The 21,312-nt window shown below is 32.7% G+C and carries 14 protein-coding genes; all 14 read left to right on the top strand.

What is annotated here, in order from left to right; translation table 11 throughout:
* The first annotated feature begins 7 nt into the window (after positions 1-7).
* Positions 8-916 carry an HlyD family secretion protein gene (locus ATE84_RS12760; protein ID WP_101448325.1) on the top strand — a complete coding sequence of 303 codons (909 nt, stop codon included), beginning with the start codon at positions 8-10 and terminating at the stop codon, positions 914-916.
* A gap of 11 nt (positions 917-927) precedes the next feature.
* On the top strand, positions 928-1,416 hold the full coding sequence (locus tag ATE84_RS12755) for a hypothetical protein (protein ID WP_101448324.1): 489 nt from the start codon (positions 928-930) through the stop codon (positions 1,414-1,416).
* Positions 1,417-2,322 carry an ABC transporter ATP-binding protein gene (locus ATE84_RS12750; protein ID WP_101448323.1) on the top strand — a complete coding sequence of 302 codons (906 nt, stop codon included), beginning with the start codon at positions 1,417-1,419 and terminating at the stop codon, positions 2,320-2,322.
* Positions 2,319-3,047: an ABC transporter ATP-binding protein gene (locus ATE84_RS12745; RefSeq protein WP_101448322.1), complete on the top strand. Its 729-nt coding sequence runs from the start codon at positions 2,319-2,321 to the stop codon at positions 3,045-3,047. Before ATE84_RS12750 ends, ATE84_RS12745 begins: the two co-directional genes overlap by 4 nt.
* On the top strand, positions 3,044-4,150 hold the full coding sequence (locus ATE84_RS12740; RefSeq protein WP_101448321.1) for an ABC transporter permease: 1,107 nt from the start codon (positions 3,044-3,046) through the stop codon (positions 4,148-4,150). The genes ATE84_RS12745 and ATE84_RS12740 overlap by 4 nt, the downstream gene beginning before the upstream one ends.
* Positions 4,150-5,271, top strand: coding sequence for an ABC transporter permease (locus ATE84_RS12735; protein ID WP_101448320.1), 1,122 nt, complete (start codon positions 4,150-4,152; stop codon positions 5,269-5,271). The genes ATE84_RS12740 and ATE84_RS12735 overlap by 1 nt, the downstream gene beginning before the upstream one ends.
* Positions 5,272-5,282: 11 nt before the next feature.
* Positions 5,283-6,032: a TIGR00730 family Rossman fold protein gene (locus tag ATE84_RS12730; RefSeq protein ID WP_101448319.1), complete on the top strand. Its 750-nt coding sequence runs from the start codon at positions 5,283-5,285 to the stop codon at positions 6,030-6,032.
* The gene (locus ATE84_RS12725) at positions 6,032-6,622 is read left to right on the top strand and encodes a restriction endonuclease (protein WP_233195797.1); all 591 of its coding nucleotides are present in this window, start codon (positions 6,032-6,034) and stop codon (positions 6,620-6,622) included. The genes ATE84_RS12730 and ATE84_RS12725 overlap by 1 nt, the downstream gene beginning before the upstream one ends.
* Positions 6,623-7,435: 813 nt before the next feature.
* Entirely contained in the window at positions 7,436-8,212 is a 777-nt protein-coding gene (locus ATE84_RS12720) for a hypothetical protein (protein WP_101448318.1), read from the top strand.
* A gap of 117 nt (positions 8,213-8,329) precedes the next feature.
* Entirely contained in the window at positions 8,330-11,608 is a 3,279-nt protein-coding gene (locus tag ATE84_RS12715; protein WP_101448317.1) for a DUF6603 domain-containing protein, read from the top strand.
* On the top strand, positions 11,601-13,826 hold the full coding sequence (locus tag ATE84_RS12710) for a hypothetical protein (protein WP_101448316.1): 2,226 nt from the start codon (positions 11,601-11,603) through the stop codon (positions 13,824-13,826). The genes ATE84_RS12715 and ATE84_RS12710 overlap by 8 nt, the downstream gene beginning before the upstream one ends.
* Before the next feature lie 10 nt (positions 13,827-13,836).
* Complete coding sequence (locus tag ATE84_RS12705) at positions 13,837-17,430, top strand: hypothetical protein (RefSeq protein WP_101448315.1); 3,594 nt, start codon at positions 13,837-13,839, stop codon at positions 17,428-17,430.
* 5 nt (positions 17,431-17,435) lie between these two features.
* Positions 17,436-19,205 (top strand): kelch repeat-containing protein, encoded by a 1,770-nt coding sequence (locus tag ATE84_RS12700; RefSeq protein WP_101448314.1) that lies wholly within the window; start codon positions 17,436-17,438, stop codon positions 19,203-19,205.
* 24 nt (positions 19,206-19,229) lie between these two features.
* A complete protein-coding gene (locus tag ATE84_RS12695; protein ID WP_101448313.1) occupies positions 19,230-21,290 on the top strand; it encodes a DNRLRE domain-containing protein in 2,061 nt (686 codons plus the stop codon).
* The last annotated feature ends 22 nt before the right edge of the window (positions 21,291-21,312 follow it).

Here is a 21,312-nt window from a genome sequence, read left to right as displayed (position 1 = left end):
AAGACAGATGAAAAACTACACATACATATTAGGATTAAGCATCATAGCAACAAGTTTTTTTTCCTGCGAAAACGATAATGGAAAAGCAGATGGCTATGGCAATTTTGAAGCTACCGAAATAATCATTTCAGCTGAAAATAACGGAAAACTTATGCAGTTTGATGTTAACGAAGGTAATGTGCTTCAAAAAGACCAGTTCATAGGTTATATTGATACCATTCCATTTGCATTAAAGCGTGAGCAATTGCAAGTCTCTAAAGCTGTAATTAGTTCGAAATCTAAAGGTGTACTCTCTCAAATAGCTGTATTAAACTCCAAATTAAAAACAGCAAACACCAACAAAACACGAGTTGAAAATCTTATTAAAGACAATGCAGGAACGCAAAAACAATTAGATGATGTTACTGGAGAAATGGATGTTATTAAAAATCAGATTCGTAGCGTAGAAATCCAAAATGCACCAGTTGTAAATGAATTGAAAGCAATAGATGTACAGCTAAAACAAATTGATGACCAAATTGAAAAAAGTAAAATCACAAATCCTGTAAACGGAACTGTTTTAACCAAATATGCAGAAGCCAATGAAATTACCGCTTTTGGGAAACCACTCTATAAAATTGCTGATTTAAGCACTATGCAACTACGCGTATATGTGAGTGAAATGCAATTAGCTAATATAAAAATAGGACAAGAAGTTACTGTGAAAATTGATGATATAGATACTATGAAATCTTATAGAGGTACTATAAGCTGGATTGCTTCGGAAGCAGAATTCACACCAAAAATCATTCAAACCAAAGAAGAGCGTGTTGCTCTGGTTTATGCAGCGAAAATTGACGTAGAAAACGATGGTAGCCTAAAAATAGGAATGCCGGCAGAATTATGGCTAAACAATTCTGAAAACAACAATAACTAAAAATAAAAACTATGAAACATTTAATTTTCACATTGAGTTTATTGGCTTTCGTAAGCTGTAAAGACAACAAACAGGAAAGAACAAAAACAGAGGTTGTTGATCAATCCGTTGATACCGAAAAAGAACATCATAATGAAGAAACTTCAAACCTATATGAGAATACTTGGATTAACAACATTAAATTGAATAATGGTAATAAGTGGCAAGCCAATACAGAGACGAACGAAGGCATACTAAAAATGCAAAACAGTATTAAAACTCAAACGACTAGTACATTAGAAGACTATTACAAATTGGCAGATCAACTTAATAATGACAAAAACTATGTCATTAAAAACTGCACAATGAAAGGTGCTTCACACGATAATTTACATGTTTGGCTCTTACCTTTAATGGAAAAAATTGAAGCACTTTCTGAGATTAAAACAATTACAGGTGCTTCAAAATTAAAACACAGTATTGAGGAAAATATCAATGCGTATTCAGAGTATTTTCAATAGATGAGTATTACAGTTGCTAACATATCAAAATCCTATAAAAAGGTAAAAGCCTTACAGAACATTTCTTTTGACGTAAATGAAGGGGAACTCTTTGGACTCATTGGTCCTGATGGTGCAGGTAAAACAACGCTGTTTAGAATTTTAACCACACTTTTAATTGCTAATGAAGGTACTGCAACGGTTGCAGGTTTTGATATCATTGCAGATTACAAAAGTATTCGGAATAGTGTTGGTTATATGCCAGGGAAATTTTCGCTTTATCAAGATTTAACTGTGGAGGAGAATTTGAATTTCTTCGCTACCATTTTTGGGACAACCATCGAAGAAAACTACGAGTTAATAAAAGATATCTATGTACAGATAGAACCATTTAAATATCGTAGATCCGGTAAGCTGTCTGGTGGAATGAAGCAAAAACTAGCATTAAGCTGTGCCTTAATTCATAAACCGAAAGTGTTGTTTTTGGACGAACCTACTACTGGAGTAGATCCAGTTTCTAGGAAGGAGTTTTGGGAAATGCTAAAACGCCTGCAACAAAAAGGTATCACCATTTTGGTTTCTACACCTTATATGGACGAGGCAGAACTTTGTGACAGGATTGCACTCATCCAAGATGGTAAAATCCTTGAGATTGAAACTCCTGAAGCTATTGTAAAACATTATCCAAAACCTATTTACAATGTACGTGCAAATAATATGTATCAGCTGATTAATAATCTAAATGAATATGAACACAATCATAGCGTGTACCCCTTTGGCGAGTTTGTGCATTATACCGACAATAGAACAGATTTTAATCCAAAGGACTTAGAAGGGTATTTAAAATCTCAAAATTTGTCCAACATAGAAATTAAAAAAACAAAAGCAACTATTGAAGACACCTTTATGGAATTAGCAAAATCATGAATAATAATAAAGTCATACAAGTAAAAAGATTGACCAAAATGTTTGGTGATTTCACAGCAGTAAATGCTATCACTTTCGATGTTGAAAAAGGGGAGGTATTTGGATTTTTGGGTGCGAATGGTGCCGGAAAAACCACAGCTATGAAAATGCTAATTGGCATTTCTAATCCAACATCTGGAGCTGCCAGTGTAGCAGGATTTGATGTATTTACGCATGCAGAAGACATCAAGAAGAATATTGGTTATATGAGTCAAAAATTTGCATTGTATGACGATTTAACGGTTAAAGAAAATATTATATTTTTTGGAGGAATTTATGGTTTGTCGAGAAGAAAGATAAAAGAAAAATCGGAGGCGTTGATTCAAGAATTAGGATTGGAGAAAGTAGCTAATAAACTAGTTGGTGCTTTACCCTTAGGCTGGAAACAAAAACTATCCTTTTCTGTGTCTTTAATACACGACCCTAAAATTGTGTTTCTGGATGAACCCACAGGAGGTGTGGATCCAATTACCAGACGTCAGTTTTGGGAGCTTATTTACAAAGCAGCTAACCAAGGAACAACCGTTTTTGTAACCACTCATTATATGGATGAAGCCGAATATTGTGATCGAGTTTCTATTATGGTTAATGGAAAAATAGAAGCTTTAGACACACCAAAAAAACTTAAAGAGCAGTTTCAGGCAGTGAATATGAACGATGTGTTTTTAAAATTAGCGAGAGGATGAAACGTTTTATAGGCTTCATAAAAAAAGAATTCTATCATATCTTTAGAGATAGACGTTCGCTGTTTATCCTTTTCGGAATGCCTATTGCACAAATTTTGCTGTTCGGATTTGCTATTACCAATGAAATTAATAATGTTGATATAGCTATTTTAGATCACTCGAAAGATACTACAACACAAGAAATTATCAATAAAATTTCGGCGTCCAAATATTTCAGCATCAAACAGGTAATTCAACGTGAGGCAGATATTGCTTCGGTTTTTCAAAAAGGACGGGTTAAGGCTGTTTTAAATTTTGAAAAAGATTTCAGTAAAAACTTCATTAAAGAACACAAAGCAACAGTTCAAATTATAACAGATGCCACAGATCCAAATACAGCAAATACCATAAGTAATTATGTAAATGCCATCCTCCAGCAATATCAAAAAGAACAGAACAAAAATGTAACAATAGTATATCAAATAGTACCTGAAACACGCATGGTTTACAATTCAGAATTAAAAAGCGTCTATATGTTCGTTCCTGGTGTTATGACGATTATTTTGATGTTGGTTTCAGCTATGATGACGTCCATTTCCATTACACGAGAGAAAGAATTAGGGACAATGGAAATCCTTTTGGTATCGCCTTTAAAACCATTTCAGGTTATCATTGGAAAAGTCTTTCCATATATTTTCCTGTCTATCATTAATGCCATGGTCATTGTTATGTTGAGTATTTTCATATTTAATATGCCCGTCCAAGGCAGCTTGTTATTATTAGGTTTAGAAAGTGTTCTGTTTATAATAAGTGCTTTGGCTTTAGGTATATTAATCTCAACCATTTCAGCTACACAACAAACTGCAATGATGATTTCTTTAATGGGACTTATGCTTCCAGTGATTTTATTGTCCGGTTTTATTTTTCCAATTTCAAGTATGCCTTTACCGCTTCAAGTTATCAGTAATATTATTCCAGCCAAATGGTTCATCATCATCATTAAAGGCATTATGCTTAAAGGTGTAGGACTACAATTTATATGGAAAGAATCTCTGATTTTATTAGGAATGACCGTGTTTTTTATTGCCCTGAGTGTAAAGAAATATAAAATCCGATTGGAGTAATGAAAACGATTCTTTACATCATACAAAAAGAGTTCAAGCAGATCTTTAGAAATAAGGGGATGCTTCCTATTATTTTTGTGTTACCACTACTCCAACTTATCATTTTATCTAATGCCGCCACTTTTGAGGTTCAGCATATCAAATTTGGGTTTATCAATAATGACCATTCATCAACATCCAGAGATTTAATTGAAAAATTTAATGCTTCAACCTATTTTGATGTATTAACAGATTTCCCTTCGGAAGCATTAGCAAGTGCAGCTATGCTTAAAGGTGAAGTTGATGTTGTGTTAGAAATTCCACAATATTTTGAACGCGATTTGCAAAAAGAAAAGCGCATCAATTTAGGCGTCACCATCAATGCCATAGATGGTGCAGCGGCTGGTGTTGAAAATGTATATGTATCTCAGATTGTTCAACATTTTAATCAACATTTAAAAGTCGATTTATTACAACCAACAGACAAACAAGTACAGCCTGTAAATATTGATATCATTCCACTGTTTTGGTATAACGAGACTTTGAATTATAAAACATTTATGGTTCCTGGAATCTTGGTCTTGTTAGTAACTATGATTACACTATTTCTTTCAGGAATGAATATTGTTCGCGAAAAAGAAATCGGCACTTTAGAGCAAATCAATGTCACGCCAATAAAGAAAAGTCAGTTCATTATTGGAAAACTCTTTCCATTTTGGGCACTAGGAATGGGCTTGTTAACCATAGGGTTAATAATAGCCAAACTCATTTTTGATGTCCCGATGGTCGGTAGTTTACCTCTGATGTATTTATATACCTCAATTTATATTTTAGTGGTTTTAGGGATCGGTTTATTTATTTCAAATTTTACAGAGACACAGCAGCAAGCCATGTTCATCGCTTGGTTTTTTACCGTTATTTTCATTTTAATGAGTGGCTTGTTTACACCAATTGAAAGCATGCCTAAATGGGCTCAAATACTTACAGAGTTTAATCCAATAAAATACTTTGTAGAAGTGATGCGTATGGTGATGCTTAAAGGTTCTGATTTCATGGATATTCTTCCGCAGCTATCAAAAACACTATTTTATGCAATTATAATGAACGGTCTAGCGGTTTGGAGCTATAAAAAAACAACCTAAAAATATCACGCATGAAGACTAATAAAAAAATAAAGCTATCTAAAAATGAATCTTTATTTGTTAGAGGCCCTCTATCGCGTTTTAAAGAATTATCCTTTGCTTTTAAAGTGTTTTTCAACTTTATTAAAGCCTTCAGAAAAATGCATTTTATTGGTCCTTGTGTTACTGTTTTTGGATCTGCAAGATTCACTAAAGATTCTGACCATTATAAAAATGCCGAAAAAATAGGTGCTGCTTTGGCAAAAACTGGATTTACAGTGATGACTGGTGGTGGTCCAGGTATTATGGAAGCCGCCAACAAAGGTGCTTTTGAAGCAGGTGGACATTCGGTTGGCTGTAATATTATTCTACCTTTCGAGCAAAAACCAAATCCATATCTAAATAAATGGATTAACATTCCGTACTTCTTTTTGCGCAAAGTGATTCTCGTAAAATATTCGTATGCCTTTGTAGTAATGCCAGGAGGTATTGGCACTCTAGACGAGTTGTTTGAAGCATTAACATTAATTCAAACTAAAGTTATTCAAGATTTTCCAGTTGTTATTTTCGATTCGGAATATCATAAGGAATTGTGCGAACATATTCAATTAATGGCTGAAAATGAAAGCATCAGTCCAGAAGACATGAAACTGCTATTTGTAACCGATTCTGTAGAAGATTTAATCATGCATGTTGAATCGCATTCAATCAAAAAATTCAAACTAGTAAAAACACAAGTCAAACCAAAATGGTGGCTTGGTGAACAAAATAATACACCCTAATGAATGAAAACGAAATCTATAAAAAAGCTTTTGCCTTATTAAAAAAACATAACAGAATATCTGCTTCTCGCTATAGTCTAAAACGTGCTCTGTTCAATTTGGGTCCAACAGGTTATCCTTTTGAGAGATTGGTTGGTGCTTTATTAAAAGAAAAAGGATTTAAAACTAAAGTAAGTGTTATTCTAAACGGTGAATGTGTTACTCACGAAATTGATGTATTGGCAGAAAAAGATGGAAATGTATATGCCATAGAATGCAAATTTCATTCTGATATCAAAGCTACGAGTAATGTAAAAGTACCATTGTATATTAATTCCAGGTTTTTAGACATTCAAAAAGAATGGAATACCGATTCTAATAATTCAACACATTTAAAACAAGGCTGGTTAGTTACTAACACTAGATTTACAACGGATGCTGTTAACTATGGTAAATGTGTTAGATTAACCCTTTTGAGTTGGGATTACCCTAAAAACAATGGGCTGAAAGCAAACATAGACACATATGCATTATATCCGGTAACTGCCTTAACAACACTTACAAAAAAAGAAAAACACATTGCTTATTCAACAAGATGTAATTTTAATTAAAGAACTGAAGAGTGCCTATACTATGATGAAGAACATTGGGCTATCGAAAGTCAAGATTCAGCATGTTTTAGATGAAGTAGAAACACTGTGTCAATTATAATGATACGGTTAAAAAAATTATAGAGTTAAGTAATCAAGTGTTTAGCCATGAATTAAAAAAACTCTCGAAACACCTTTATTTACAAAGCCTCTGATATTGTCCGGTATTTTGTCCACCCTTATTTTTATACTTTAACATCTTTGTTGTTTATTTTAGACAGACAATTCAATCAAGTATATTTTAATTTCATTAATTATGAAAACTACTATTTTGACAATTCCTTATTATCGCACCATTATGATCAAATATTTTAGTAGTATTACAAGACACGTAGTTTCCTCATTTTGATTTACCGTGTTTTTACGTTATTATTTCTAATCAAAATTTGACAATTTTGATATATGAATTGAAACAAACAACTTTTTAAAAGTATTTTTAATCTTAAACCTAAAAATATTCTTCATTTACAAAACCAACTTAAGCACAAAACAATGAAAAAAACCCCTAAAACCATATTTCAACAATCCGCCATCAGTTCATAAGAACATTCAAATCTAGTACTGTATTTATTAATCAGATGTAATAATCCTGTCAAACGAAAAACAGGTTTTTTATAATTACATATTACCCCTATCAGTACCTCTGAAAATAAATATTCTTGATGTCATTATTACTGAAAGAGATCAGTACACGTATAACAATTTCTATAATAAGATCTTAAAAAATTATAAACAACCAAAAATAATTTCACAAATAATCTAAAAACTAAAATCATGGCAAAAAAAAACGAAGCAATTCTAAAATCTAGTAAAGAAATAAAAATCACAGAGATTAAAAGTCTTAGTAATAAAAATAAAGCAATTACTATCAAAGAATACAAAGATGAACTTGAGAAATTCAATAAATATGAGGGGAAATTTCATAATACTATTGAAATTGACAATGCAGCTGAAGCTTTATGGAAAAATTTCGAAGAAAAAGACAACATTCAAGTGACTTGGTCAGAAGGTGAAGGAGAAAATAAAAAAACTAAGTACAGAGCAGTTGGAGGAACTATCAACAAAAAAGGTAATAAAATAGAAATCAGTGGATTAAAAGATGTTTCTAAATTCTCGATTGGTTTTAATGGAAAGATAGCAATAGGCCCCGAAGGTGGTGATGCTGATGCTGCTTTATTAAGTGTAAGAATCGATGACTTTGTCACAGAAGAAAACCCTAAAGGTGATTCTATCATAAACTTTAGTGATACCACGGGTGGAACTGAAGGAAGTGAAATAAACTTAAAAGTATTATTAGAGTGGATTAAAGGAAAAACAGGAGACCAATCGGTTGAGCTTCCTAGTATACCAGGTGATAAAGAGCCTAAAGACTTTATTATCGAATTTAAAAAGTTTTATTTTAATATGACTCAAAAAACTTTTGATTTCAATATACAATCAAAAGAAGGAAAAGAAATTACAATAGGCGATTTTACAATCAAAAAAGTTGGTTTTCGTGTTACAAATGTACCGGTACTACCAGAACCAAAAACTCCATCAATCAAAAGCTAAAAAACTGGTTTTCAAAATCACCATATAGCCAAATACTACAAAATACGGAGGCACCACAGTATTTTAAGGAATGTAATAATCTAAACAACTATCGATCATCCAAAGGACATATTAACAATGACAGAAACAAAACCATTATTAGTAGAAGTTACCGGAAACACGGAGTTGAAATTAGGTTCAGGAAGGTCCATAAACTCTAGAATTACTATTGGATATAGAAAATTCGATGGTAAAAATTGCTTATTTTCCTCCTTCATCTTTCCTGAAGATGAGGGAATCAAAATAGGCGATCTAATATTGGTATTTACAAGAAAAAACATTGATTATATACCTAAAGTATTACAAGATGTTTCTTTCAAAAAATTTTCTATTAATTACACTTCGGGTAGTATAAATGACGCAGATGGACTAGTCATCAAGTTTGATTGCAATATTAAAATAAATGATAAAATTTTCCCCGCTTCCATTACTATTAATTATAATGAAAAAGCTGAGGGTGGAGTTTTATTTTCATTTAGTGGTATTCTTACAATAGATAAGCTTCAATTTAGTCTTAACTTCATTAAAAAAGGTAAAAAATCATGGTACATGTTTGCAAATTACCTTAACGATGGCAAAACTAAGATTGATTATAAAAACATAATTTCGAAATTTTTAGGAGATGAAGCAATTAAAAAAATACCGGAACTTTCCTTAGAACTTGATGAATGTACAGCTTTTATATTTTATGAAAAATCTCATGATAATCCAAAACTTCTTTTTGGTATGGGTGCTGGTCTGGATATGGATCTTACTAATCTTCCAATGGCTGGCCCCATCTTGTCTGAGAGTAAAGCTTTTGCTTTTGAAGAAGCACTAGCTATATATAATAAAGGGTTTGTACAAAAAGATTTTAACGATGATGTATTAAAAAGATTAAAAAACTCAAAACTATCTGAACTACTTTCTAAAATAGAAATTACTATAGGCGCACAGATTTCTATGAAGTTACGTGTTAATGATACTGTTATATATCAAACACTTAATACTAATATTTCTCAAAAAAACTCTGAAGAAGATACAGTTCAACAGCAGTTGGGCGAAATCACAAAACAATCAATTCTTAAACCCCTTGATACAGCTGCTCTTTCTAATGCAAAGTGGAAAAAAATAAACAAAAAAATAGGACCTGTAAGTATTCAGCAACTAGGTTTTGTATTCCATAACGGCAGAGTAATAATGTTACTAGATGCCGGGTTAGAAATGGCAGGGATGGGTATACAACTTTTAGGTTTTGGCTTAAGTTTTCAGTTAAAATGGCCACCTTCTAATGTTCAATTTCACCTCAGAGGCATTGGTCTTTCATATCAAGCTCCTCCCATTGATATCTCTGGGATGTTTTTACACTCTACAGAAAATGGAACTGACATATTTAATGGAGGCGCAGTTATTAAACTAAAACGATTTACAATTTCTGCAATAGGGTCCTATGCAAAAGCGGGTGATCAAACGTCTCTATTTATCTATGGTGTACATAGCGGTCCCATTGGTGGTCCTGCGTTCTTTTTTGTTACTGGAGTTGCCGCGGGGTTTGGATACAACCGCAAAGTTAATATTCCTTCTTTAGATGAAATTCATAATTATCCTTTAGTAGCTTTGGCGATGAATCCCAAAAACGATAAGGGATTACCAAAAATTCTAAATTCGCTTGATACTCCAATGAAAAACGGGAAAAAACCCGTAGAAATATCTGCAGGTGATTATTGGATGGCAGTAGGAATCAAATTTACCTCCTTTAAAATCATAGAATCCTTTGTATTACTTACGGTTAATTTTGGAACCAAAATGGAGTTTGCCTTGATTGGACTTTCTAAACTCCGCTGGCCAGATGCATCAAAAGGAAAGCCTATTGCCTATGTAGAGCTTCAAATTCGTGCACAATTTGGACCTGACAGTGATGTTATTGCCGTAGAGTCGGTTATAACTCCAAACTCATATATACTTTCAAAAGACTGTACATTATCAGGAGGCTTCGCTTTTTACACATGGATCAAAGGTAAAAATGAAGGAGATTTTGTAATTACATTAGGAGGATATCATCCCAGATTTAGAAAACCAGACCACTACCCTACTGTACCCCGACTAGCATTAAGTTGGCGTATTAATAGTGAGTTACAAATTAAAGGACAGATGTACTACGCCCTTACCTCTTCTTCGGTTATGGCAGGAGGTAGATGGGAAATATTATACAAAACCTCTATCGTTAAGGTCACCATTACAATTTGGGCAGATATGCTAATTAACTGGGCTCCTTTCTATTATGAAATAAGCATTGGTATTACACTAAGAATAGAAGCACGTATCAAAATTTTGGGAATACCTATTTATTTCAATTTTGAGATGGGAGCACGATTAAACATTTGGGGTCCCGATTTTTCTGGAAAGGCATATATAGATTGGTCTATATTTTCATTCACCATACGTTTTGGAGCAATCCAAAAACCTACTCCCAAAAAGTTAGAATGGAAAGAGTTTGCCAAAAGTTTTATTCCTCAAAAAAATACTGGTGGCGAACTCGACCCTATTAATATCTCAATCAATAATGGCCTGATCGCCACAAAAGGAAACGATAAAACTCCTATTATTAATCCACTTCAATTATCAATAACTATTGATTCTTTTATTCCTGTTACTAGATTAATATTTAATAAAGATGATGATAATAATGATTATGAAATTGACAGTAAGACCAGTTTAATAACAGGAAACCAAAAGAGTTTTTATGAGAATAGAAATAAAGGAATAGGTATTAGGCCTTGTGATTACAAAATAGGTGCGGTAGATTTTATTATGGAGGTGTCTGTAAAGAAGATGGGGGAACACGTACATAACATGTCTATAACCTGCATAGCAAAACAGCTTCCTGAAGCACTTTGGGGAGATGGAAAATCAAATTTAAATAATGCAAATCCTGGTGCTCCAAAAATGATCTCGGATGTACTTACCGGATTATTGATGCAACCACCTCCTTTACCAAAGGTAGCCGAGCAAAAACCATACGATTTTTCTAGACTATTTGATGAGAAATCAAAATCATTGTGTTGGAAATTTAAGCTAGCCAAAGGTGCTAATGCTTATGATGCCAATAAGGTTTTTGAATATTATCACTTAAATGAAGATGGAACTCGAGAACATAAAAAAGGAATCCTAACCGAAACATATAACAATTCATCAGTTACAGAAAAGCGCAAAAAGATACTTGAAGAATTAGATGATTTTGGTATTAGCATACCAGAAAAGGAAGAGAAAATGATAGAAAACATCATGTTAAACGGTAAAACTTACTTTAAAGGAACCCCTATCATATGCGGTATTGGTCAAATACCTAAATACACTCTAAATGTAAAAAATGGATAATAATCTAAAAATAGAAAAAACCAAAATTATTCAATGTTGTGTACCTCCTCTAGTATCTGGTAATTATAGTGTTGATGTAAAACAAAAGGTGTCTATAAAAAATGGTTCTAACAAGGAGACCATTAATAAAACCTTTAATTTTGCTGTTGATGCAGCTAGATTTTCTCTCAATCCTACTGATATCTATTCTGTACACCCTCCTGCAAACCAATATGGAAATTATACAGAGTTATTACCGCATGTAGTATTTACCCGAAGAACATTACCCTGGGAAAGAACCATAGATGGAAAAATACCCGAATATCTAAAGAAAGAAAAAACAAGTGCACAAAAAAACCCACCAGTTCCCTGGATGGCATTACTCCTTTTTGATGAGGATGAAATGAAGGATATCACGATTAGTAACAATATCTTATCTGACGTTATTCAACCAAAAAAAGAGGATCTTATAATTCAACCAAAAATCTATCCAAAAGCCTATGACTCCTCCCCTACCAAAAAAGTTTTAAAATTACAGGATTGGGAAAATGAAGACGATACGTGTCTTACTATTGATATTACTTGGGAGCAATTTAAAAAATATGCTCCTTCTAAGAAGAGCCTTCCTTATACAGCACATGCCAAAGAAGTAGAAATCCTTCATAAAGATCAAGAAGGAATTACAGATTTAAATGAAGATGGAGAAGGTGTTTTTGCTGTAGTAGTTGGTAATAGGTTACCTACTCCTAGTAAATCTCATACAGCTATACTTATTTCCTTAGAAGGTCATCAAGAGCTTTTAGAAAAAGATAATATAAAGGAAAAAAAAGTAAGGCTTGTCGTATTGGCTCATTGGAATTTTACAAACTCTGGAGAAACTACTTTTTCTCAATTAGTAGAGAATTTAGGTGTAAAAAGCATGAAAATCGAAAAGGATGAGAGTACAGATAAGGTAAAGGATTTCTTTGAAGACGGATATATGCCTTTAGAACATTTAACTCGTTCTGGAGCAACGATCATATCCTGGTATCATGGGCCTTTTCTTCCAAAATTCTTTCCTTACACTTCAGAAAACAACACTTTTATTTCCTCAGATACAGCATTAAGATATGATAAAGAAACAGGTTTTTTTGATATTTCATTTGCAGCAGCCTGGCAGCTTGGTCGCATGCTAGCATTACAAAATCAGGGATTCTCTAATGCTATGCTTACTTTGGTTACACAGCAAAAAAAGCAACAGATATATGCTGAAAAAGAAGATTTTTTCAAAAAAATACTAGAGCATAAAGATGAAAGTACAAAAACACCAATTGTTCCTAAAGAAATGGCAGTTAATTATCTGGCAAAAAAAATTGGCGTAGAAATAGTTAAACCTAAGACGGTGTTACAACAAGCAAAGCTAGATAATAAACCACAAGAGATAACTGATTTTTTAGGAGAATTATATAAGCTAAAAGGGGTTCCTTTTTCTTATTTAATACCTCATGAAAAGTACTTAATAAAAGAAGGTAACCTTTCTTCTGAAACACTTTCTCTTTTTTATGTAGATCCTTATTGGGTTGAGGCACTATTGGATGGGGCGCTAAGTATAGGGAGAATAAATAACAGAAAAGAGCTACTCACAGAAGCCATGTCTGGTACATTCATTAAGGAATATACTGAACAGATCTTAGAAGAAGTATCAAAAACAGAAGAAGATATAGAAGGTACAGAAGTTAAGAGATTAAATACTACTGGGTTTCTCTTAAGGTCAGATCTCGTTTCGGGTTGGCGTGGCATCGAAATTAAAGCATATGATAATCATAAAAATATATTACCTGCTCTTCGTTTTCAACGAATTGATAAAGACATTTTTCTTGGGGTTTTTCATGGAGTTATAAGTACTATAGAAATCAAACAACCCTACGAAGGACTTCATTTTGGTGTTAACAAGGTAAATGATGAATATCATAAGAATCTAAAAAATGAAAACAAAAAACACGATGACAATGGGAGAAATAGAATAATTACCAGTGAAACGCTCAATATTAATGAAGAACTGACCAAAAAATTAATCAAAGATAATGTTCTAGATATCGCTGGTTTGGCAAGTACTATGCAAGAAAAGCTCCAAAAAAAGAACTGGTTAAAAAGTCAAGAAGGGAGTAACACTATTTATTTTACCTCTTCAGAATTTACCTTTCAAATGGTAAATAGCCCTATAAAGGCAACTATAAATGTAAAAATAGAAATTAATTAAGAAAGAAGGTATGAGCAATAATTCTAGCGTTTTAGTTCCCATACATATGGAAGCATTAGTTTTAAAGAAAGACAAAGAAGATTGTCTGGATTTACGCCCTAATTTTAACAATACAGGAGGCGTCTTTCTTCAAGATGAGCTACAACCTAAGATCAAAAATAAGACCCGATTAGAAAAAGGAATACATCTACATTGGTCGTTACCAAAAGCTCTCAGACACTCTTTTGTGACTAACAAAACTAATGAGACTCGCTTCCCGATAGCTCCTAATAGATGGATGATAACCAGGATTCGAACAGATAAAGGGGTAAAAAATATGCCCTCTCGTATATGGATCATAGAAAGCGATGCTATTAATAGTAACAATACACCTAATTGGCTTCTGGTAAAAGATAATAAACTTGATTTTAAAAATATTGGAAAAAAAACCGAATGGGATGCTGGATTTAATGAGAGTTCTTCAGAAGTAACAGTAAGTGCCGTGGGGGTGGGCAATCCATTTTTCTCTTCATTCTACCATAGTTGTAAAAATATTTTTGGTTTTCATGATGATCTAAAAGATTTGGATGACGTAATTAATTCAAAAGAAAAATGCACATTAACATATGTCGTTACAGGGTGGTACAGTGACAATAATGAAGATCCTTTGGGCAATATCCCAGATACTACTTCTAGTAATATAACGGAGAATGAATATATTGAAAGAAAGCGTATTAAAGAAGAAAGAGAATGGATCAGGAAACAATGGGCTATAAAACAAGATGATGATCAATCAATTAAGTCGAAGAATAATATTCCTGATTTTCCTAGTATTTACCATAGCTCAATACAAAGTATTCGTTGGGATAATAAAATTAAAACTGCTATCCCAAAAGGAGACATACAAGTATATGCAGGAAACTCTTCGGTAGAATCCCTAAGTGCACAAATAGCAAGAACTTTTAATTTTAACAAACCCGAAGACGAAGAATTAATAAGTGCATTACAATACCAGCTTCTAGAGGATTATTATACCTATCCAGATTGGGAACGTATAAAATCAGAAAACCATAAAAGAGGTTTTTCTCCCAGAAACAGAGGTATTACATGGGAAATTTCTAAACAGGATACCAGAGAACCATCGTTGGATAACACAAAAAAACAATCCCAAAATTCTTTACAGGATGAACCTACAATATTAGAAAACTTAAAAAGACTTAATCACAAACAGATTCAATACAACAGTCTAAAAGAAGAATTAGAGAGCTTACATCACCAATATTATTGTTTGTGGTATAAAGAGGCCTGTACTTTTATCTATGAATTAGATTTCCAAAAAATTGATTATGAGGATTTAAAAATAAAAATCACTAATAAGATTAAACAGAAAACTGATGAGATTAATAGTAAACCTGATGGTATTAAGAAAGAAATTAGTGATTTAGTAAAAAGTATAAAAAATAAAATAGACGAAAGCAATAAAAAATCCGATATCAAACTAGAGCTTAAAGAAAAGCTCGAAGACCGTTTTTGGGAACCTAATGAACCTGTATTGCTATTATGTGGACAAGGAATCAGAAATACAGAGATACAACATTTTCAGTCAGCAGATCTTAAAATTAACTACCGTAATAAAAGTCAAGTTTTAGACAAGCTCTCATTGAATATGCCTACTAGCTCTAATGAAGCTCCAGAGCTGGTAGAAATTCTAAAAACTTCGTTTACAATTCTGCAACTCGATACACTAAAAGGAAAAGTACCTGTAGAAGAAATAAAAGCTCTGGTTTATGAAACAGTATTGCTAGACCATTCTCTGTCGGTAGATATATCTAAAATAGCTTATGAAATGGTAACACCAGGAGGGCAAATAGATAAAGATAGTGCTACAGTAAAAGAATTTGCACAACAGATAATCAATATCCAATCACAACTTCTTTTAGAAAATCCGCATATAGATTATAAATCACCTGCTTCCTTTTCGGTAAGAAAATGGCAACAAGCCTGGGTTCCTCTATTTATGGCTTGGGAAGTAAAGTATACTCATAATGTTTCTGAGATTAGAGATATAGGATTATTAAAAGATTCTTATTCTCGCAAACCAGAGGATTCATTTCTTTTTGAAAAGGAAACCGATGCTAATAATACTTCTATAACTATAGAAGGAATTAGTCCATTCTCTAATTCTGTACTTTCTAATCTAAAGGAAACTTTACCAGATGAGATTACAGCTAATTATGACCAAGAAAATGTAATCGCACAGTCATTAAGTGGCTTACATAAATCTTTATTAATGCAAAAAACGGGTATTCAACTTCCTCCTATTCAATATCGTTCCAATTCTAATGAATATAAAATTGATCTCGAAGAAATGAGGCGTATGGGAGAAAACGGATATAGCATTGGTTGCGACCCAGGAGATATTGAGGATGGAAATCTATTTTATCCTTTGAGAGGAGGAACCATCGAGATAACAAAACTTTCTATAGTAGATGCTTTCGGACAAGAGAAAAAAGTAATTTTAAAGGATTCTAATACTACCAAAATTATATGTTCGAGATCACTCAAAGACACAGAAAAACCTTCTGATAATTTCATACCACTTCCTGCCAGAATATTACAACCGGCAAGATTACAATGTAACTGGCTTTCTGTAAATAATGATCCTATTTATCAAGAAGGAGAGAAATCACATAATCCTGTATTAGGCTGGTTAATCCCTAATTATCTGGACAATAGTATTATGATATATGATAGAGATGGAGATGGAGTAGACATTCTTCATGTCGATAAAAATAGTACTAAAGAAAAGCTTTTAAACCTAGAACTGCCTCCATTTATAAAAAATCTTAGTGAGGATGATACAGTTCTGCAAAAAATGCTGAGTACTATACAAGAACATATTTCAGGAATCAACCAACTTGCAGATAAAGTCTATTCTAATCTTACTGATGTTGCAGAAATAAAGAATAATACTTCGGCATTAATCTATGGACAGCCTATTGCCGTTGCATGCTGCTCTATTTCTCTAGAATTATTAGGACTTCCTGCAAATAATCAAAGATGGGATCAATCAGAAAAAGAAAATAATGGAGGGATTACATCCCAAGAGTTTCCACTTTATGTAGGTAATTACAATATCGAAAACGATGGCTTGCTAGGCTATTTTATAAATGATGAGTATTCCACCTTTTATACTACACCAAATATAAAAGGTTTTAATCATCAAAAGAAAGGAAGTTTTTTCAAAAAGAGTAAACCGCTAAAACTATCTATAGATAAAGAAATAAAGCTCACCTTATTAATGGATCCAACTGCAGGTGTTCATTTGGCAACCGATATTCTACCTACCAAGTGTATACAATTATCATCTTATCATGTAGAGCAACTACTATCTAAAATAGATATTAGTTTTATGATCGCTCCTTTTATTGGAAATAAAACCGCTCCGGGTATCCCTTTACCCATAAGTATTAATGCTGACTGGAAATGGTGTAACAAAAAAGACATAAACACTTTGCAAAATGATGAAGAAATAGTACAAAAAAGACATATAGATCCTCGTTTTGCACCAAAGCAGGCCTATGAAGGATGGATTCGACTAAGTAATATAAAAACTAAGATATAGATATTATGGAATATCAAATTATAAAAAAAAATGAAACAACTGATGGAGGAGCTATTGATTTTACAGTAAAAATATCAAAAGTTTCTGAAGGTAAAATACAACCTATTGAAAAGTTTACAATACAAGAATTAGATTCAAAAGATAGAGAAGACCTTACGTATACATTATATGTATTCGAAAATACCATTCCTGATAACGATTTTTCTGATATTGACTCAGATGGCACATATCTATTAGAATCCAATCGTCACCAACGGAGTAAAAAGTATTATGATTTCAAGAAAAATGATCGAGAATTTCAATATATCGTATTAAAAATAAGAGGAAAAAAAGAAGCCACAAAAACTTCTACGATCAATTTAGAAATCATACTAAACGATAAAACTAATGGGAGTGAGAAAAAGTTCCCACTGACCATTCAGAATGTAACCTCATCAATTAAAATTCTTTCTTTTTCGGCTACTCCAGCAGTACTACAAGGAAATACAACTCCTATTGAACTAAATTGGCAGATAAAAGGAGATAAGTATACCTATACCCTATGGGAAGGTGATAAAAAAATAGATCAGGGAAATAGCGAAAATAATAAAAAACAATCCTATGCAACCATACCTCCTATAGGAGATCACACCTATACTTTAGAAGTAAAAAATGATGATGTTTGTGTATCAGAAAAAATTAGAGTTAAAGGAGTAGATGGTTCCTTATTATCAGAAAAAAGCAACCCCAAACCTCCTTTTGTTATTGCAAATATATGTGCTGCTCAAAAATCAGATTACCTTTTTTGTCTAATGTTAAAAACAGAAAATGGAGTTGTTCAAATAGATCATATAGGGTATACCCAAAATGCTTTTTTTGGTGAATGGTCTAGGATAGAACTTTCTGAAGAAGAGAAAAAAAGTCTACAACCCTTTATATTATCTCCTTTAGTACATCTACAGTTTAATGATTCTGATAAAAACTCTCTTGGTAAACTCTTCTTTGTAGGAGGTAGTTCTTTGGAAACTAATAAAACATCTAATGCCATTGCTGCTGTTGATCTAAAAATCAAAAATGATGATACAGATGATTCAAAAGTTTTTATTCATTCTAAAAACATAGGTTGGAAAGCACGCATGGGACACACGTGTGTGGTATTTCCATTTGCCGAAAAAGACTGTATTTGGGTAATTGGAGGGGCTGATGAAAGTGGAAATGCATTAAATGATATATGGGTATCCGAAAACGGAGAAGTTTGGAAAGGCTGGAGACAAAAACCTGAAAACGAAAACAAATCCCCTTGGGAAGCAAGATTCATGGCTAGTATTGCTATAGAATTAGATGTGTCAAAGAAAAAAAATGCGTTATGGTTTGGAGGAGGATTTAACCCCATGAACGAAGAACAAAGACCTGATATCTGGCGATTCGATAAGCATAACTGGAGTAAGATACCCTCTTTGTCTTTTCCGCCTGATTATATGTCTTCTGGCATGATCTCTATTAGTAATGAAAACAACAATTCTTCAGACCTATACATAATGGGAGGGCTTAAGCATACCCAGATAATGGGTAACTATTTTAATAAGGTCATTAAAAGTGATCAAAAGTATACCCTTATCCAGCATAATACATCAATAAACACAGATAGTTTTGATACTCGCTCCCTTGCTGTAATACGTACTGTTTTTTTTCAGGGGTGCCTATGGTACATAGTGCTTAGTAAGGATGAAGGAGTGCATTGTTCGAAACTATATTATTGGGTTCCCCCGTTAAATAGTAAAACATTGATCTTATAACAATCTTTTTAAAAACCAACACCTATGCATATCTCTTATAAATATCATAAAATTATACTCCTTGTTTTTAATATGTTAATTGCGGGTAGTATTTATTCTCAAGACCGGTATACCACTACTATTCTTCCTGAAGAAGATATTACTATACCCAAAACACAGGGTGATCATTATTTAAAAATATCTAAAAGTGAAAATGAAACGTTAGGAGCTTTATTAAAATTCAATTTAAATCATCTGCCTAAAAATATAAAAATCACATCCCTAAAATTGAAGTTATACCTGTCTTCTGGTGGGAATGATAATCCCCCAGGGCAAAGAATCTATCTGTATACAGTAAAAGAAAAAATCAACTCTAAATTAAGTTTAGACAGTTTAGACAATATAAAAAATAAAAGTACTGCAGTATATGAGATGCCTTCGAAAAAAAAGAAGACTAGTACTATCGAAATGAATTTTAGTAAGGAAAAGGTAAAAGAAATTTCAACAGATACTACAAAAAGAATATTGTTTTTAGTAATAAAATCTGCTACAGAAAAGGATCAACCTAGTAAATTTTATTCTACCAAATTAGCCGAAGATACGGATGAGTTTTCTAAAAAACCTAAATTACTGGTAACCTATGAAATTGAAAATAGCCCCCATAGGTTAGATTGGGCGCAATCTTTTGCCAACGCTCAGCATAACGGTTATTATGACTGGACTACGAGTCCAATTGGTACAACTGCTATACTACAAAATATAAAACTTCCTAAAGGACATCAAATTGTTGGGGCAGACCAGATAGGTGCTATTTCAATTTATAATAACAAACCTATCGTTCTTACTCAATCTGCCATAGATACTCCTAATTTTTATGTAAACAAATTAAATTTAGGGGATACTGCGGTATGGAATAGTGTTCCTGTTGATGATATTGCAATATGTAACCCCGTAATAGATGAACATGGTAGGCTACACTACTTATCTCTCAAAAAATTTACACTGCTAGATCTAACCAGCAAAAAATGGGGCAATGAACTCATTTCTAAAACAGTATCAGAACTTACCAACAAGCAAATAGTAACGAGTAGCAATAAAAGTACCTTAGGGTACGATGGCACACTATATATAGTGGGAAAAGGTACAGATGAAAAACATAGAATAATTGCTCTTTCTGCATATCCCGAACTAAAAATTAAATGGATATACAACTCGACAACAAAAGAAAAATTATTGGGTTCGGTTTCATTAAGCCCAGATGAAAGCAAAGCTTTTTTTATAGAAGTTGATAAAGGACATAGTCGTCTTATTGTTTTAGATAATATAGATGGAACCACGCTATCTACATCTGATTATGTACTAGATGGATATAAGAAAAAAGATTCTAAAGACTCATATTTAGTTCCACACCCCGTGATTCAGAATAACGCTAGGGTTTTTGTGCTTAATGGGTATCGATCTTCTAATCTACTGTTTATTTTTGATATAAGTAATAAAGGAAAAATTACGAAAAGTGATACTATCTCATCTGGAAATACTGTAAATAAAAAAATATCGCAACCAGTTGTTCTGGGTAAAAATGCTGATCATGTCTTTTTTATATACAATCAAAAATTAGCCCGCTATGATAGTTTAAGCCCCAAAAAAGTACATGAGTTTGAGGCGGCAGATAAAATAAATAATGCTTCTACATTATTGACAGATAAGTCTAACAATATATATGTACTTGATGTTAAGAAATCTAAAAAAGCATACGGTTTTACTTACCAAAACCAGTTTAAGCAGACATATACCACTCCTTTATCTGGTTTGGAGGGGGTAAATGAAAATTTTGCTTTGGCTCCCGATGGTACATTATATGCTACAGGAAAAAATAATCTCTCGATAATCACTCCTGTTCCATTAAAAAAGGAACTCAAGTTAAAAAGTATACATATTAAAAGTACATACCGAGCTTCAGAAAAAATAATGGTAGAAAAAAATGTTCAAATAGAAAAGAGAGTAAACACCATTTTATATAGTCATGGTAGTATTTCTTTTGAATCAGGATTTGGTGTCACCAAAGGGGCTCAACTTACTTGTAAAACAGGTAAAATCAAGCACTAATATAATCATCTTATAAACTTAA

The organism is Aquimarina sp. MAR_2010_214 (assembly GCF_002846555.1).
Lineage (GTDB): Bacteria > Bacteroidota > Bacteroidia > Flavobacteriales > Flavobacteriaceae > Aquimarina.
Note: the sequence above shows the minus strand (reverse complement) of the source record. Positions and strands in the feature narration are given on the sequence as shown.

What these genes read in the sequence shown, in the direction of transcription:
- ATE84_RS12760 (WP_101448325.1), top strand. Translation starts at nt 8, where the DNA reads ATGAAAAACTACACATACATATTAGGATTAAGCATCATAGCAACAAGT.
- ATE84_RS12755 (WP_101448324.1), top strand. Translation starts at nt 928, where the DNA reads ATGAAACATTTAATTTTCACATTGAGTTTATTGGCTTTCGTAAGCTGT.
- ATE84_RS12750 (WP_101448323.1), top strand. Translation starts at nt 1,417, where the DNA reads ATGAGTATTACAGTTGCTAACATATCAAAATCCTATAAAAAGGTAAAA.
- ATE84_RS12745 (WP_101448322.1), top strand. Translation starts at nt 2,319, where the DNA reads ATGAATAATAATAAAGTCATACAAGTAAAAAGATTGACCAAAATGTTT.
- ATE84_RS12740 (WP_101448321.1), top strand. Translation starts at nt 3,044, where the DNA reads ATGAAACGTTTTATAGGCTTCATAAAAAAAGAATTCTATCATATCTTT.
- ATE84_RS12735 (WP_101448320.1), top strand. Translation starts at nt 4,150, where the DNA reads ATGAAAACGATTCTTTACATCATACAAAAAGAGTTCAAGCAGATCTTT.
- ATE84_RS12730 (WP_101448319.1), top strand. Translation starts at nt 5,283, where the DNA reads ATGAAGACTAATAAAAAAATAAAGCTATCTAAAAATGAATCTTTATTT.
- ATE84_RS12725 (WP_233195797.1), top strand. Translation starts at nt 6,032, where the DNA reads ATGAATGAAAACGAAATCTATAAAAAAGCTTTTGCCTTATTAAAAAAA.
- ATE84_RS12720 (WP_101448318.1), top strand. Translation starts at nt 7,436, where the DNA reads ATGGCAAAAAAAAACGAAGCAATTCTAAAATCTAGTAAAGAAATAAAA.
- ATE84_RS12715 (WP_101448317.1), top strand. Translation starts at nt 8,330, where the DNA reads ATGACAGAAACAAAACCATTATTAGTAGAAGTTACCGGAAACACGGAG.
- ATE84_RS12710 (WP_101448316.1), top strand. Translation starts at nt 11,601, where the DNA reads ATGGATAATAATCTAAAAATAGAAAAAACCAAAATTATTCAATGTTGT.
- ATE84_RS12705 (WP_101448315.1), top strand. Translation starts at nt 13,837, where the DNA reads ATGAGCAATAATTCTAGCGTTTTAGTTCCCATACATATGGAAGCATTA.
- ATE84_RS12700 (WP_101448314.1), top strand. Translation starts at nt 17,436, where the DNA reads ATGGAATATCAAATTATAAAAAAAAATGAAACAACTGATGGAGGAGCT.
- ATE84_RS12695 (WP_101448313.1), top strand. Translation starts at nt 19,230, where the DNA reads ATGCATATCTCTTATAAATATCATAAAATTATACTCCTTGTTTTTAAT.